This window comes from Symbiopectobacterium sp., from assembly GCF_051710365.1.
In the GTDB taxonomy this organism is placed as follows: Bacteria; Pseudomonadota; Gammaproteobacteria; order Enterobacterales; family Enterobacteriaceae; genus Symbiopectobacterium.
Window position 1 is genome coordinate 1 of record NZ_JBPETA010000069.1, and the last position, 15,645, is coordinate 15,645.

At 53.7% G+C, this 15,645-nt stretch carries 16 protein-coding genes and 1 pseudogene; 10 read left to right on the forward strand and 7 right to left on the reverse strand.

The features are described from left to right. Positions 1–188: 188 nt before the first annotated feature. Both waaA and coaD read left to right on the forward strand, forming a co-directional pair. The gene (waaA, locus tag ACTBDZ_RS08445) at positions 189–1,475 is read left to right on the forward strand and encodes a lipid IV(A) 3-deoxy-D-manno-octulosonic acid transferase (RefSeq protein WP_438814987.1); all 1,287 of its coding nucleotides are present in this window, start codon (positions 189–191) and stop codon (positions 1,473–1,475) included. Positions 1,476–1,497: 22 nt separating this feature from the next. Further along, positions 1,498–1,986, forward strand: coding sequence for a pantetheine-phosphate adenylyltransferase (gene coaD / locus ACTBDZ_RS08450; RefSeq protein WP_438814988.1), 489 nt, complete (start codon positions 1,498–1,500; stop codon positions 1,984–1,986). 52 nt (positions 1,987–2,038) lie between these two features. Here coaD and ACTBDZ_RS08455 read toward each other — a convergent pair whose 3' ends face one another. From ACTBDZ_RS08455 to radC, 5 genes are all read right to left on the reverse strand, one after another. Next, positions 2,039–2,836 carry a glycosyltransferase family 2 protein gene (locus ACTBDZ_RS08455; protein ID WP_438814989.1) on the reverse strand — a complete coding sequence of 266 codons (798 nt, stop codon included), beginning with the start codon at positions 2,834–2,836 and terminating at the stop codon, positions 2,039–2,041. 180 nt (positions 2,837–3,016) lie between these two features. Continuing rightward, positions 3,017–3,826: a bifunctional DNA-formamidopyrimidine glycosylase/DNA-(apurinic or apyrimidinic site) lyase gene (gene mutM, locus ACTBDZ_RS08460; RefSeq protein ID WP_438814990.1), complete on the reverse strand. Its 810-nt coding sequence runs from the start codon at positions 3,824–3,826 to the stop codon at positions 3,017–3,019. Between the two features lie 81 nt (positions 3,827–3,907). After that, the gene (gene rpmG / locus ACTBDZ_RS08465; protein ID WP_026738454.1) at positions 3,908–4,075 is read right to left on the reverse strand and encodes a 50S ribosomal protein L33; all 168 of its coding nucleotides are present in this window, start codon (positions 4,073–4,075) and stop codon (positions 3,908–3,910) included. A gap of 11 nt (positions 4,076–4,086) precedes the next feature. Further along, positions 4,087–4,323, reverse strand: coding sequence for a 50S ribosomal protein L28 (rpmB, locus tag ACTBDZ_RS08470; RefSeq protein ID WP_195314938.1), 237 nt, complete (start codon positions 4,321–4,323; stop codon positions 4,087–4,089). A 236-nt stretch (positions 4,324–4,559) separates the two neighbouring features. Further along, complete coding sequence (gene radC, locus ACTBDZ_RS08475; RefSeq protein ID WP_438814991.1) at positions 4,560–5,255, reverse strand: RadC family protein; 696 nt, start codon at positions 5,253–5,255, stop codon at positions 4,560–4,562. Between the two features lie 165 nt (positions 5,256–5,420). Here radC and coaBC point away from each other — a divergent pair, with 165 nt between their 5' ends. The 3 genes from coaBC to slmA all read left to right on the forward strand — a co-directional run bounded on the left by coaBC (position 5,421) and on the right by slmA (position 7,825). After that, a complete protein-coding gene (gene coaBC / locus ACTBDZ_RS08480; protein ID WP_438814992.1) occupies positions 5,421–6,665 on the forward strand; it encodes a bifunctional phosphopantothenoylcysteine decarboxylase/phosphopantothenate--cysteine ligase CoaBC in 1,245 nt (414 codons plus the stop codon). After that, entirely contained in the window at positions 6,634–7,092 is a 459-nt protein-coding gene (dut, locus tag ACTBDZ_RS08485; RefSeq protein WP_438814993.1) for a dUTP diphosphatase, read from the forward strand. Before coaBC ends, dut begins: the two co-directional genes overlap by 32 nt. Positions 7,093–7,228: 136 nt before the next feature. Then, complete coding sequence (gene slmA, locus ACTBDZ_RS08490) at positions 7,229–7,825, forward strand: nucleoid occlusion factor SlmA (protein ID WP_438814994.1); 597 nt, start codon at positions 7,229–7,231, stop codon at positions 7,823–7,825. A 104-nt stretch (positions 7,826–7,929) separates the two neighbouring features. Here slmA and pyrE read toward each other — a convergent pair whose 3' ends face one another. Beyond that, a complete protein-coding gene (gene pyrE / locus ACTBDZ_RS08495; protein ID WP_438814995.1) occupies positions 7,930–8,577 on the reverse strand; it encodes an orotate phosphoribosyltransferase in 648 nt (215 codons plus the stop codon). A gap of 148 nt (positions 8,578–8,725) precedes the next feature. Next, positions 8,726–9,466 (reverse strand): ribonuclease PH, encoded by a 741-nt coding sequence (rph, locus tag ACTBDZ_RS08500; protein WP_438814996.1) that lies wholly within the window; start codon positions 9,464–9,466, stop codon positions 8,726–8,728. A gap of 222 nt (positions 9,467–9,688) precedes the next feature. Here rph and ACTBDZ_RS08505 point away from each other — a divergent pair, with 222 nt between their 5' ends. The 5 genes and pseudogenes from ACTBDZ_RS08505 to ACTBDZ_RS08525 all read left to right on the forward strand — a co-directional run. Then, the gene (locus ACTBDZ_RS08505; protein ID WP_438814997.1) at positions 9,689–10,654 is read left to right on the forward strand and encodes a dipeptide epimerase; all 966 of its coding nucleotides are present in this window, start codon (positions 9,689–9,691) and stop codon (positions 10,652–10,654) included. A 35-nt stretch (positions 10,655–10,689) separates the two neighbouring features. Further along, entirely contained in the window at positions 10,690–12,558 is a 1,869-nt protein-coding gene (locus tag ACTBDZ_RS08510) for an ABC transporter ATP-binding protein (protein WP_438814998.1), read from the forward strand. Positions 12,559–12,644: 86 nt separating this feature from the next. Beyond that, the gene (locus ACTBDZ_RS08515; RefSeq protein ID WP_438814999.1) at positions 12,645–14,186 is read left to right on the forward strand and encodes a glutathione ABC transporter substrate-binding protein; all 1,542 of its coding nucleotides are present in this window, start codon (positions 12,645–12,647) and stop codon (positions 14,184–14,186) included. Positions 14,187–14,204: 18 nt separating this feature from the next. Then, positions 14,205–15,125: an ABC transporter permease subunit gene (locus ACTBDZ_RS08520; protein ID WP_438815000.1), complete on the forward strand. Its 921-nt coding sequence runs from the start codon at positions 14,205–14,207 to the stop codon at positions 15,123–15,125. An 8-nt stretch (positions 15,126–15,133) separates the two neighbouring features. Next, positions 15,134–15,645, forward strand: a pseudogene (locus ACTBDZ_RS08525) (glutathione ABC transporter permease GsiD); the annotation flags it as partial.

Below are 15,645 nucleotides of genomic sequence, written 5' to 3' on the forward strand. Positions count from 1 at the left end.
GGGATTGTTAGTATGAATCATGAGAGTTACCTCGTGTTTTGTATAAGGATTGGACACCCATATCAAAACCGGTAACTCTCAACCTTGCAAGGTCCAGTGTCAGATCAAGTCGCGACTAATACACATAGTCATTCCTTAACAAAAAAGCTAAAATATTTTCAGCGATAACTCTAAAATAGCCAATACCGATGCTGCAAACCCTTTACACCATCTTGCTTTACCTCATTCAACCATTAATCTGGCTCCGTCTGTGGCTAAGAGGACGCAAAGCGCCTGCCTACCGTCGCCGCTGGAGTGAACGCTATGGATTCTGTGCGGAGAAGGTCAAACCCAACGGTATCATGCTGCATTCGGTCTCTGTTGGCGAAACATTGGCAGCCATTCCCTTGGTCAGAGCGCTTCGCCACCGTTACCCTTCTTTGCCGATTACAGTAACCACCATGACACCGACCGGTTCAGAGCGTGTTCGGTCTGCCTTCGGCAATGATGTCTACCACGTTTATCTCCCCTACGATCTTCCTTGTGCCCTTAAGCGCTTCTTTGATCAGGTGAACCCAAAACTGGTGATCATCATGGAGACCGAACTGTGGCCAAACCTCATCACTGAACTTCACCGCCGTAATATTCCGTTGGTTATTGCCAACGCACGGCTTTCTGAACGCTCAGCGGCAGGCTATAAAAAAATTGGCTCTCTAACTCGTAGCATTCTGCGCCGCACCACCTTGATCGCCGCTCAAAATCAAGAGGATGGTGAGCGCTTTATCGATCTCGGTTTACAGCGCTCACACTTAGCAGTCACTGGCAGTCTGAAATTTGATATTTCTGTCACACCGGAATTAGCTGCGAGAGCCGTAGCGCTACGGCGTCAATGGGCATCTCGACGCCCGGTGTGGATTGCAACCAGCACTCATGAAGGTGAAGAAGCGATTATTTTGGCCGCGCACCGTGAATTGCTGAACCTGTTTCCCGATTTGCTGTTGATTCTGGTACCTCGCCACCCTGAGCGTTTCCCGACAACTCAAGCACTTACCCAGATTCTGGGTTTTAGTTACACCCTGCGCAGCAGTGGCGAAGTCCCGGCGACTGATACCCAAGTGGTGATTGGCGATACCATGGGCGAACTGATGATGCTGTATGGCATCGCTGACATCGCTTTTGTCGGTGGAAGCCTGGTAGAACGGGGAGGGCATAATCCTTTGGAGCCTGCTGCACATGCCATCCCGGTATTGATGGGTCCGCACACCTTTAACTTCAAAGATATTTGCCTTAAATTGTCAGAAGCAGGCGGTTTGATCACCGTTAAAGATGCTGACAGTATTGTCAAAGAAGTGAACAGCCTGCTGACGGATGAAGATTACCGGCTCTATTATGGGCGACACGCTGTAGGAGTGCTGCACCAGAATCAGGGAGCGCTTCAGCGGTTGCTCACACTGCTGGAGCCCTATCTTCCACCACGTGCAAACTCGTCTATCTGACCCTCTGGTGTTAAGGATTCCCATGGCGACCAAAGCAATCTACCCAGGTACCTTCGATCCCTTAACCAATGGGCATCTGGATCTGCTCACCCGCGCTTCACGTCTGTTCGATCATCTCGTGTTAGCCATTGCCGCCAGTCCCAGTAAAAATACGATGTTCAGTTTGGACGAGCGTGTCGCATTAGCACGGCAGGCAACGCAACATTTGACGAATGTTGAGGTGGTGGGATTTTCCGATCTTACGGTGCATTTCGCCCAACAGCAGCAAGCGAATGTGTTAATTCGCGGGCTGCGAGCTGTATCCGACTTTGAATATGAGCTTCAGTTGGCAAAAATGAATACTCACTTAATGCCAACCCTGGAGAGCGTGTTCCTGATGCCATCGGAAGAATGGTCATTTATCTCTTCCTCTCTGGTCAAAGAGGTTGCCCGACACGGTGGAGATGTCTCACACTTTCTTTCCGATGCGATTGGCTCGGCGCTTAAGCAAAAACTGGCGCAGGGTAAATAAAATATAACCCGGCGGGTAGATAGGCCTCCTCCGCCGGAAAATCGCGATGTGATTAACGCGCCAATGTACCGCATAGATAACGGAACCACCACAGTGGACGCCACCATGTATTTAGCGGGGGCAATGTCGCTGGCATTATGTTGTTACGGTATTTAATTTCCCAAGTAAAGTTGAGGAAAATACGGCTCTGCCCATACTCATAACCGAACAAGCTGCACTCTTGCTTCTTGCGCTTATCAATCGGCGTATTGGCGGAAAGGTCGCGCTGTAACGTATGATAACTCTCTTCCCGGTCTACTTCCCGTTCAAAACAGCGGATGCTCTTCGGCAAATAATGTTGGCGCGACCCTTGGTATTTTTGGTATTTAACGAAGCGGAAATCTTCTGAGCCATAATTTCCGGCAAACTCCTCGTCATAGCCAAAGATACGCATAAAGCGCGCACGCGACATAAAGAACGTGTTCGGATGGCCATAATACCTGTCGCCAACGTTACACACTTTTCCGCGTTTTTTGACGCCGTTTTCACGGCTTTCCCGATAGATTTTGTAAAAATTGCGGCCCGGGTTACGGCAATTGATCAAATAGCGGAATGAGGATTCCGGCAATTCGTGGTCAAGATCGGTGATAAAAATTTTGTCAGACTTGGCATAAGTCACCCCTAAATTGCGCGCGCCAGCCTGATTCCATGGAATATCTTCATTAATACGCAGCCAAGTGATATTCAGGTCGAAAGTGCCAATGTCGTACTTAATCGGTGAACCGTCATCAACAATAACGAACTCTACCGCAGTTCTGATATCTTCCGGCAGCTGCTCATACAACCGCAGCAACGAAAATACGGAATCCATATTGTCCTGATTGCAGTAAAAGTGCGTAACGTAGGTTAACTTTATATGCTGCTTATCAAGCGGATGCCGCGCGGCAGTAGAGTACTCGTGGTTCACCGATAAAATCCTCAGTTTTGTAATCTTGTTGATGCTTTTCCAGATTCGCCGTTCGAACGGCAGTCTGGCGTTATTTATCCAGCATCACTTCTGGCAGCAACGACAATAAAATGTACTACGCTGCCCATGTTTTTTCGTTAACAACGGCGTTCCGCATACGCGGCAAAGCTCCCCCGCCCGACCATAAACCTGCAATTCCTGCGCAAAATACCCCGGTTTACCATCTGACTGTAAGAAATCCCTTAACGTCGTGCCGCCTTGCTCAATCGAGCGCTGTAGCACCTGCTTTATCGACTGAACGAAACGAGCAGATTCTGATTCGCTCAGCGAGCCTGCTGCACGATCGGGATGAATACCCGCCATAAACAGGGATTCGCTGGCATAAATGTTTCCTACGCCGACCACCACCTTGTTATCCATCACCCACTGCTTAATAGCCGTGTGCTTACCGCGCGAACGTTGATAGAGATAGTCGGGAGAGAATGCCTCACTCAAAGGTTCCGGGCCAAGGTGCGCAAGTACGCTGCTTGTTTCAAGGTCCGTCGTCCACAGCCAGGCACCAAAACGTCGGGAATCAGTATAACGCAGCACATGGCCGTTGTCCATGACCATATCCACATGATCGTGCTTATCAGGAGGGAGATATTCCGGCAGAACGCGCAAGCTGCCAGACATGCCCAAATGCACAATAATCCAACCGCCGGGCAGCGCAAACAGCAGGTATTTTGCCCGACGCGCTATGCTCAAAATAGGCTGGTCACTCAACGCAAGGATCTCGCTGGACACCGGCCAACGCAAGCGGGGATTACGCACGTCAACGTGCAGGATGGTGTGTCCGACAAGATAGGGTGATATCCCGCGGCGGCTCGTTTCAACCTCTGGTAATTCCGGCATTTTCTCCTCCTGAACACTCCCGCGGCTAACGTAGCATAAAAAAACCCGACCTTGGCCGGGTTTTTAATAAGTCCACTAAAATTACTTGATTTTAGCTTCTTTATAGATCACATGCTGACGGACAACCGGATCGAATTTCTTCAGTTCCAGTTTTTCCGGCTTAGTGCGCTTGTTCTTCGTCGTCGTGTAGTAATGACCAGTACCGGCAGAAGAAACCAGCTTGATCTTCTCGCGAACACCTTTAGCCATGATTCAGTTCCTTAGTACTTTTCACCACGGGTACGCAGATCGGCCAGGACCGCTTCGATACCCTTCTTATCGATAACACGCATACCTTTAGCAGATACGCGCAGCGTTACAAAGCGTTTTTCGCCTTCAACCCAGAAACGATGGGAATGCAGGTTCGGCAGAAAACGGCGTTTGGTCGCATTCAGTGCGTGGGAACGGTTATTACCGGTCACCGGACGCTTGCCAGTAACTTGGCAGACTCGGGACATGTCTATTCTCCAAAAATCAAATCAGCTCGAGCTTCGTAGAGGATGTTGGCCGCCTCGTCAGGCTTTAGAGCCCATCTCAGCAGCTTTACAGTAAAGATATGTCATCAGGGTAAACCTGCTGAGATAGGCTCTTAACGCCACACCCAAGATTCTCAAAGGTGGCGTAGTATACGCTCTAGCGCGGATGTGCTCAAGTCCCGAGCAGCGGAAGATCTCTAAGGATCGCGGAAAATATGCTAAATCCAGCCTCGCTCGGCAAATGATACGTACTCACCACGCCCAATTACCAGGTGATCGAGGACGCGAATGTCCATCAATGCGCATGCCTGAATAATATGCGTCGTTATCATGCGATCGGCGCTACTCGGCTCTGCATCCCCGGAAGGGTGATTATGCGCCAGAATGAGCGCAGCCGCATTGGCTTTTAACGCTTCACGCACAATTTCTCTCAGGTGTACCTCGACGCTGGCGATAGTACCTGCAAACATCTCTTGATGTCGAATCACGCGGTGCTGATTATCAAGAAACAGAACGGTAAAAATCTCTCGCGCCTGATGTGCCAACGCCGATTGCAGGTACTGTAGGGTCAGATCGGGATTCAGCATCGCATTTTCCTTCACCAAACGCGTGGCGTAGAGCCGCCGCGCTAGCTCCGCTACCGCCTGAAATTGCACAAATTTAACCACACCCATCCCTTTCACGGCGCAAAATGTTTGTTGCTCGGCCATCATGACATGGTAAAGGGAGCCAAAATGATGCAGCAGTTGCTCCGACAATGCCATCACGTGAACCCCCGGCAGCCCAGTGCGCAGAAAGATAGCCAACAGCTCCACATCCGTAAGCGCTTCGGCCCCCGAGGTAATAAGCTTTTCACGAGGAGCCTGATCGTCAATCCACACCGTTGTGCCTCCTTTCCATCGTTGCCCTATCATGGCAGGCTCACGGTAGCGCGGCGAGAACGCAAGCGAGCCCCTGCATAACCGCACGCAAGACACCCTGCAACAAAGCCTCATGAACATAGACAAACGCAAGCAAGATTCCGCTCATCCGGCAAGGTTATGATAAAATGTTTCCTCTTAGGCATTAATCGGACAAAGATGATGATGGGATTTTCCAATCAGCCCGGGCTCTCCGGTAAAAAAATCGTGCTCGGCATCAGCGGCGGTATTGCCGCTTACAAGTGCCCAGAAATTGTCAGGCGTCTACGCGATCGCGGCGCAGAAGTCCGCGTGGTAATGACACCTGCCGCGAAGGCATTTATTACACCGCTCACACTTCAGGCGGTTTCAGGATACCCGGTATCAGACGATCTGCTCGATCCTGCCGCCGAAGCGTCGATGGGGCACATTGAGCTGGGAAAATGGGCTGACCTGGTTATTCTTGCGCCCGCAACGGCGGATGTGATCGCACGTTTAGCCGCTGGCATGGCTAACGACCTGCTTACCACGCTTTGTCTGGCAACGGCTGCCCCCGTCGCTATTGCACCTGCCATGAATCAGCAGATGTATCGCGCAACGCCAACACAGGATAATCTTGCCACGTTGGCACGGCGCGGTGGCCTGGTTTGGGGCCCCGACAGCGGCAGTCAGGCCTGCGGTGATGTGGGTCCTGGTAGAATGATTGATCCGTCGGCGATCGTTGAGCTTGCCGAGGGCTATTTTACGCGCGTCAACAATCTGCAACATCTCAACATTATGATCACCGCGGGACCAACGCGTGAGGCGCTTGATCCGGTACGTTTCATTACCAATCACAGTTCGGGCAAGATGGGATTTGCCATCGCTCAAGCGGCGGCGGAGCGTGGCGCTCACGTGACGCTAGTCGCCGGGCCCGTGTCATTACCAACACCCGCAGGCGTTCGGCGCATTGACGTGACCAGCGCGTTGGACATGCAGCAGGCGGTGATGTCTCATGCGGCACAACAGCAGATTGTCATCGGCTGTGCCGCCGTGGCCGATTACCGGGCTAAACAGATAGCCAACGACAAGATAAAAAAACAGGGCGATGAAATCAGTATCACACTGGTTAAAAACCCAGATATTATTGCAGGGGTTGCAGCCATGTCAGCGTCTCGCCCTTTCGTCGTTGGATTTGCTGCCGAAACCCAGAATGTGGAAGAATACGCGCGTCAAAAATTGACGCGTAAAAATCTGGATCTGATTTGCGCAAATGATGTTTCCCTTTCAGGGCAGGGATTCAACAGTGACACCAACGCGTTGCAGCTGTTTTGGCCGGAGGGTGACACCCGTTTACCTCTGTGCGAAAAGCGCCTCCTTGGCCAACATTTAATCGATGAGATTGTCCGCCGTTATGATGAAAAAAATCGACGTAAAAATTCTTGATGCACTCATTGGTCAACAGTTTCCGTTACCGACCTATGCCACCGCAGGCTCGGCCGGCCTTGACCTTCGAGCTTGTATTGATGAAGGGATCGCGCTAGCCGCAGGGGAGACGATACTGGTGCCAACGGGTATCGCTATCCATATCGCCGATCCCAGCCTGGCTGCTGTTATCCTCCCCCGCTCAGGGTTGGGGCATAAGCACGGTGTGGTATTAGGTAATCTGGTTGGGCTTATCGACTCTGATTATCAGGGACAACTGATGGTTTCTGTTTGGAACCGTAGCCAGCAAGCCTTCACTATCGAGCCCGGTGAACGCCTCGCACAGATGGTGTTTGTTCCCGTCGTTCAGGCTGAATTCAACATTGTCGATGATTTTGTAGGAACAGAGCGGGGAGAAGGCGGTTTCGGCCATTCTGGTCGTCGTTGATCCGAAAATGGGTATACCCTGCGTTACCCCTTGGACACGCGGTCAATCGCGTGTCTTTGTTGTGTTTATTCAGGTCATTACCCTAAATAATTCTAAATGGTTGTCAGCTTCTTTTTGATCAAGGGTCTTTTCTGACATGGCAGAGAAAGAGAATACGAAAAGGAATCGTCGCGAGGAAATCTTGCAAGCGTTGGCGCAAATGCTGGAATCCAGCGATGGCAGCCAACGCATCACTACCGCAAAGCTTGCCGCAATGGTCGGGGTTTCCGAAGCCGCACTCTATCGGCACTTTCCCAGCAAAACACGGATGTTTGACAGCCTTATCGAGTTTATTGAGGATTCGCTGACAACACGTATCAATCTGATTCTGCAAGATGAGAAAGATACGTTCCAACGTGTGCGGTTGATTTTGTTGCTCATGTTGGGTTTTGCTGAACGCAACCCCGGCCTGACGCGCATCCTGACTGGCCATGCGCTGATGTTCGAACAGGATCGTCTGCAAGGACGCATCAACCAGCTGTTTGAACGCATTGAATCGCAGCTTAAGCAGGTGTTGCGCGAGCACAAACTGCGAGAGGGGAAAGCCCTTACCCATGACGAGTCACTGCTTGCCAGCCAGCTGCTCGCCTTCTGCGAAGGGATGCTGTCACGCTATGTTCGCTCAGAATTTCGCTTTCGGCCTACACAGGATTTTGAGACACGTTGGCCACTGCTTGCCGCCCAACTCTATTAACATCGCCCCGCTTTTGCCTAAGAGCCTCTGCACCAAGGCCTGTTCACACAGCAACAGGCTGGCCAGAAATCTCTCAGGCAACATCAGCACCTATGCACAGGTGACTACACAGTAATACCATACCGATCGCGATAGGCCTTCACCGCATCCAAATGCACGGCCATCTCTGGTTTTTCTGCCAAAAAGCTGATCAGATCTTGCAGCGCAATGATGGAAATCACCTGACACTGATAATCGCGTTCCACTTCCTGAATGGCAGAAATGGCTCCTGTACCGCGCTCCTGGCGATCCAGTGCAATCAACACCCCGGCGAGCGTCGCGCCATTTGCTGCGATAATGCCCATGGATTCACGAATGGCAGTACCTGCGGTAATCACATCATCGACCAGCATGATACGGCCTTGCAGGGCGCTGCCGACCAGATTGCCTTCTTCCCCGTGATATTTGGCTTCTTTACGGTTAAAGCAGTAAGGCACATCGGTTTCGTGGTGTTCAGCCAACGCCACCGCGGTGGTCGTGGCGATCGGAATCCCTTTGTAAGCGGGCCCGAACAGCACATCAAAGGTAATACTGGCATCCACCAACGCTTCAGCATAAAAACGGCCCAAAAGTGCCAGGTCGCGCCCGGTATTGAACAGCCCGGCATTGAAGAAATAGGGGCTGACACGCCCGGATTTCAATGTGAATTCGCCGAATTTTAATACCTGCTTGCTAAGCGCGAATTCAATAAATTGGCGCTGATAGGCTTTCATTACTGCATCTCCTCGTATCACGGTGAGTATGGTTATGGTTGGAACACCAGCCATAAAAAAAGCGACGCCGAGGTCGCTTTGCAAAAATGGACAACGCCGCTGCCAGGCAACGGCTGATGAAATGACAGGCGGTTTATGCCAGCCATGCTTACTTGAGGTCCGCGACTGGCGCTTGCGTCAACGCCGCTTTCTGCGCCTCGACGATAGTATCAATGCCACCACGCGCCAGAGCGAGCAACGCCAGAAGCTCTTCGTGACTGAACGGCTCGCCTTCGGCGGTACCTTGCACCTCAATCATGCGGCCATCTTCGGTCATGACCACGTTCATGTCCGTTTCCGCAGCAGAGTCTTCCACGTACTCAAGATCGCACACGGCCTCACCGGCAACGATCCCCACGGAAACCGCCGCTACCATGCCTTTGAGCGGGCTGGCTTTGAGCTGGCCTTTTGCCACCATGCGGTTGAACGCATCCGCCAGTGCAACACAAGCGCCGGTAATAATAGAAGCAGTGCGCGTGCCGCCATCAGCCTGCAACACATCGCAATCCAGCGTGATGGTGTATTCACCGAGCTTTTCCAGATCAACGGCAGCGCGCAGAGAACGCGCGATAAGGCGCTGGATTTCCAGCGTTCTTCCGCCCTGTTTCTCCTTGGCGGCTTCACGCGCATTGCGGCTATGGGTCGCACGCGGCAGCATGCCGTATTCAGCGGTCACCCAGCCTTTCCCCTGCCCTTTCAGGAAGCGCGGCACGCCTTCTTCTACCGTCGCGTTACACAGCACTTTCGTGTCGCCGAACTCCACTAACACGGAACCTTCCGCATGCTTGGTATAGCCACGCGTTAGCGTGATGGGACGCACCTGTTGTGCACTTCGACCTGACGGACGCATGAGATTCTCCGGGTTATGCTCTGTTGATTGGCGCGCATTATACGGCCTTCGGACAACAATTCCTACTTTAGCTGCCGCGCGTTTCGCGATATCGGCAGGGGAGTGTTGGCGTCTGCATCAGGGTATAGCCTGAGGTTATACCCTCCCGACAAACAAGTATTCGTCAGTCATTCCCCTGCATGAAATAGTTTTGATTATTCATTCACCAGAGGGATACACGAGATGCGCCAGATGCAGGTTGAGACCGTCAAACTCTCTCTGGCACGCCCGTGCAAGCGTGCGCAGGAACTGCGCAATGCCGTAAGCGTAGTCAGGATTACCGTTGAAGAACAGGGATTTATCGGTTTAGGCGAATGTACGCCCGCGTTTGAATATCAAGAGTCTGCTGCCAGTGTTTGCCGTCAACTTGACGCAATACGTGGTTCTGTTACGCGCGGTGCGTCAAGGGATGAAATCCAAACGCTGCTCCCTCCTGGTGCAGCACGTAACGCACTCGATTGCGCACTGTGGCGCTTAAATGCCGCCTTACATAAACAAACCGTATGGCAGCAGGTGGGAATACAACCGCCCGCCTCTTTGATCACCACGGAAACGCTGAGCATTGCGTCATTGGAAAACACGGTGGCGGCGACCCGCGATGCGATATCACGCGGCGCGCAGGTGATAAAACTCAAGCTGGATCGCAGCAACATCGTTGAGAAAATCGCCGCAGTGCGCGACGCCGCGCCACGGGCCACTCTGATGGTCGATGCCACGGAAAGCTGGGCTGGGCTCGATTTACTCAGCCTGTGTCACGCACTGCTCCCCCATAACGTCGCGCTAATTGAGCAACCGTTACCGGCAGGCAAGGATCAGGAGTTACTGCGTTTTTCGCACCCTATTCCCCTTTGCGCCGATGAAAGCTGCCGCCACGCTGGCGATATTCCAGGTATCCGCCGCCGTTACGAGATGATCAACATCAAGTTGGATAAATGTGGCGGATTGACAGAAGCACTGGCAATGGTGCGTGAGGCGCGACTGCACGGGCTAAAACTGATGGTCGGTTGCCTGGTTGGCTCTTCACTGGCGATGGAAGCCGCACTACCGGTCGCCGCCGCCGCCGACTATGTCGATCTGGATGGCCCACTCTGGCTAGCCGCCGACAGCTCACCCTATCTGACTTATCACCACGGACGCATCTGGCTATGACACAGCAAGAGTCCACACTGTTAACCGGAGTCCACATGACGCAACTCGCACAGGCTACCCCGAACCCGGCGTCGGCACCCCCACAAACTGCCATGCCGGTGCTGGAGATCGATGACCTGAGCGTCAGCTTCAGCGGCAGATCGGGCAAACATATCGCCCTGAAAAGCGTCTCGTTTTCCGTCAACAAGGGGGAAATCGTCGCCATTGTGGGTGAAAGCGGCTCGGGAAAATCCGTTACGTCGTTAACCGCGATGGGCCTGTTAGCCAACTCGGCGGCCATTGAGCGCGGCAGCATTCATTTCCATTCCCGCCACGGGCAGCGCCACGATCTGCTGAATATGAAAGAGGACGATCGCCGTCAACTGCGCGGGCGCGATATGGCGATGATCTTTCAGGAACCGATGACCTCATTCAATCCGGTGTTGAAAGTGGGCGATCAGTTAACGGAAGCGCTGCGCGACCACCAGCTTTGTGATGCCGCCACGGCGGATAAAAAAGCGCGCGAGCTACTGCGTAAAGTGCGCATCGCCGATGTGGATCGCGTGATGAAAAGCTACCCAGCCTCGCTCTCCGGTGGCATGCGCCAGCGTGTCATGATTGCGCAGGCGCTGGTATGTGAACCGCAGTTGCTGATTGCTGATGAACCCACCACAGCGCTGGATGTCACCGTGCAAGCGCGCATTCTACACATCCTGCGCGATCTCCAGCAGCAAAGTGATACTGCCGTGCTGTTTATTACCCACGACATGGGCGTAGTGGCTGAAATCGCCGATCGCGTGGTGGTGATGTACCGGGGCGAAGTGGTGGAACAAGGTACGGTCGAGCAAATTTTCGCGCATCCGGAACACCCATACACTCAAGCCTTGTTAGCCGCAGTACCAAAACTGGGCGATATGCGCGACAGCGCCTGGCCGCGTCGTTTTCCGCTGCTGGGACAACAACAGTCCAGCGATAGCGAACAGAAAACCGCGCGCTATGACGCCGATCCGCTGCTGGATATCCGTGGATTGCGCGTCTACTACCCGATCCGCAGCGGCATTTTCTCCGCCGTCACGCACCGCGTACACGCGGTCGAGCAGATTGATTTTTGCGTGTGGCCCGGTGAAACCCTGGCGATTGTCGGGGAGAGTGGTTGCGGAAAATCCACCACCGGGCGCGCACTGCTGCGCCTGATTCAGAGCGAATCAGAAAGCATTCTGTTTCAGGGCAATAAAATCTCCCAGATGGACGATCGCGCCTTTTTGCCATTGCGCCGCGAAATCCAAATGGTTTTCCAAGACCCGTATGCGTCATTGAACCCGCGCTTAACCGTCGGTTTCACCATTGCCGAACCGCTGCTGCTGCATGGGCTGGCCCGATCGCTGGAGGACGCAACGCCCCGCGTGCAGGAACTGCTGAAAAGCGTCGGGTTGCCTCCTGAACACGCCCGCCGCTATCCGCACGAGTTTTCCGGAGGCCAGCGCCAACGTATCGCCATCGCCCGCGCCATGGCGCTGCAACCGCAGGTCATTATTGCTGACGAAGCCGTCTCCGCGTTGGATGTCTCGATCCAGGCTCAGGTGGTGAATCTGATTATGGATCTGCAACAAAAAACCGGCGTGTCATGGATTTTCATTTCTCACGATATGGCAGTAGTGGAGCGCATCGCCAACCGCGTTGCCGTGATGTATCTCGGCCAGATTGTGGAAATCGGCCCGCGTCAGGCGGTGTTCAACAACCCTCAGCACCCCTATACGCAACGTTTGCTGGCATCGGTGCCAATTGCCGACCCTCAGCAACGCAGCGTGCGCCAGTTTGATGACAGCGAGATCCCTTCTCCGCTGCGCAAAGCGGGAGAAGAGGTCAACAAAATGACCTATCGACAAGTCGGCCCGCACCACTGGGTCGCCAACGACAGTCATTAATGAAAACACATTGATGAACAAGCAGTTTTAAACATGCAGTTTTAAACAACAACAAATACAACCCATTCACAACCGGGAGACACAACATGAAGCCACTACGACATCGTTCCGCGCTGGCCCTCGGGCTTTCACTCTGTCTGGCCGCTGAGGCTCAGGCACAAGATCTGCGCATCTCTATCTATGCCGATATTACCGGACTTGACCCGCACGACACCTCAGATACTCTGAGCTACTCCATCCAGAGCGGTATCTTTGAGCGCCTGTTCCAGTTTGATAATCAAATGAAACTGGTACCGCGTCTGGCAACCGGATACACCAGCAATGACGATGCCACCGAGTTCGTGGTCACGCTACGCGAAGGCATCACTTTCCAAGACGGCGCGCCCTTTAATGCCGAAGCGGTCAAAGCCAACCTGGATCGCCTGGCCGATCAGAGCAAAGGTTTAAAACGTAATAGCCTGTTCAATATGGTGAAAACCGTCACCGTGCTGTCTCCGACGCAGGTGAAGATTGAACTGAACAAATCATTCGGTGCTTTCGTCAACACACTGGCACACCCGTCTGCCGTGATGCACAGCCCGGAAGCGCTGAAGAAATACCCGGATGAAGCACAACTGCGCGTCCACCCGGTCGGCACTGGTTCGTTCAAATTCACCGAATGGCAGCAGGGCAAAGACGTCAAGCTGGTCAAGAATGACAGCTACTGGCAGAAAGGCTGGCCTAAAGTGGATAGTGTAACCTTCTACCCGACGCCGGAAGACTCCACGCGCGTGGCAGCCCTGAAGTCCAGTCAGGTTGATGCGATTTATCCGCTGCCGTCCGATCTGCTAAGCACGGTGCAAAGCGACAGCAAGCTGGCCGTCCAACGTGACCCTGGTATTGATCAATTCTGGTTGGCGATGAATAACCTGCGCCCGCCCATGAATGACATCCGCGTGCGTCAGGCACTCAACTACGCTATCAACCGCGATGTGTGGCTGAAAGTCGGTTTTGCGGGCATGGGTACACCGGCAACGTCAGCAATGGCACCGGGTGTTCAGTTCTTCCAGGCACAAACCACGCCGAGCTACAACTACGATCCGGCCAAAGCCAAAGCGCTGTTGAAAGAAGCGGGTTACCCGGATGGCATCAGCCTCAAGCTGTGGACCACCAACCGTACCGATTACATCCGTAGCGCACAGTTCTTCAAGCAGCAGTTGGAACAGGTGGGCATCAAGATCACCGTGACACCGATGGATTCCGGGATGCGTAACGCCAAACTGTTCGGCGTGAAAGACCCGAAAGATGCGGAATTCGATCTGTTCTACAACGGCTGGTCGCCTTCTACCGGTGATGCCGACTGGGCGCTGCGTCCGCTGTATGCCACCGAATCCTGGGTGCCTGCGGCTTATAACGTGGCCTACTACAGCAGTGCTGCCGCCGATAAAGCCATTATGGCTGGGTTGGCTACCGCCGATCTTGGCAAGCGCGCCGCGGCCTACGCCGAAGCACAGAAAGTGATTTGGGGTGATGCGCCCGTCGTGTTCCTGGGTACGCCGGACAATCTGGTCGGTAAAGCGAAAAATCTTTCTGGCGTTTACATGCTGGCAGATGGCTCGTTGATCTTCGATCAGGCTGAATTTAAGTAATCGCACGGGGAGAACGCCATGTTTGCTTATATCGTCCGACGTTTGCTGGAAATGATCCCGGTGCTACTGGTGGTCTCCCTGTTAGTGTTCGGTTTTATCAAGCTGTTACCCGGCGATCCGGCGCGGATTTATGCCGGGCCGGATGCCCCGATTGCCGCCGTGGAGGCCGCTCGCCAACTGTTAGGGCTCAACGATCCATTGCCACAGCAGTATGTTCGTTGGCTGGGTGGCTTGTTACGCGGCGATCTGGGTATCACCTATCGCACGCAGCAACCGGTGATGGATGTGATCGCCAAAAGCTTCATGCCCACCATGTGGCTGGCGCTGGCAGGCTTCGCCTGGTCAGTGGTACTCGGCCTGTTGATTGGCGTGGTATCGGGATTAAAACGCGGAAAGTGGCAGGATTGGACGCTGATGAGCGCCGCAGTCGGCGGTATCTCTATGCCGCCTTTCTGGCTCGGATTGCTGCTGATCCAGTTTGTCGCGATGCCGTTCGGGGTCTTTTCCGTCAGCGGTTTTAACCAGCCGAGCGATATTGTGTTACCCGCTCTGACATTGGGAGCTTCCGTGGCCGCCGTAATGGCGCGCTTCACCCGATCCGCATTCCTTGAAGTGGCACAGGAAGATTATGTACGCACCGCGCGATCCAAAGGATTACGCCAACGGCTGATCACCTGGAAACACATCATGCGCAACGCGCTGATCCCCATTATCACTATGCTCGGCTTGCAATTTGGTTTTCTGCTGGGCGGGTCAATTGTGGTGGAAAGCGTCTTCAGTTGGCCCGGTCTGGGCTGGCTGCTGATTGAATCGATCAAGACACAGGACCAGCCGGTAATTCAGGCGCTAATCATGCTGTTCGTGTTCGAGTTTATTGTTATCAACCTGCTGGTCGACCTGCTCTACGCCGTGGTTAACCCAGCCATTCGTTTACGCTAGGAGCGATCATGAGCCACTCTACCGAGCCTACGATGACCGCCGCCGCGCAGGATAACGACGCCATCCGCTCACCGATGCGTGATTTTTGGCAGGCTTTTATCCAAAACCCGCTGGCGCTGGTGTCCGGCGGATTTATTCTGCTCTTGGTGCTGGTCGCGGCCTTCGCCCCTTGGCTAGCCCCTTTTAACCCGATGGACCCGGATTGGATGGCACTGTCTGCACCTCCTTCCGCCACCCACTGGATGGGCACCGACGATCTGGGACGCGATGTGATGAGCCGTATTATCTACGGTTCGCGTATCTCCTTATATATTGGCCTGTTTTCCGTCACGCTCGGCATGGTGGTCGGCATTGTGCTGGGCCTGCTGGCAGGATTTTATGGCCGCTGGATTGATATGCTGATCATGCGCAGCGCCGATGTGCTGTTCGCCTTCCCCGGTATGCTGTTGGCTATCGCGGTGGTCGCCATTCTCGGCCCAGGCTTGAATAACGTGATTATCGCCGTCGCGGTGTTCAGCGT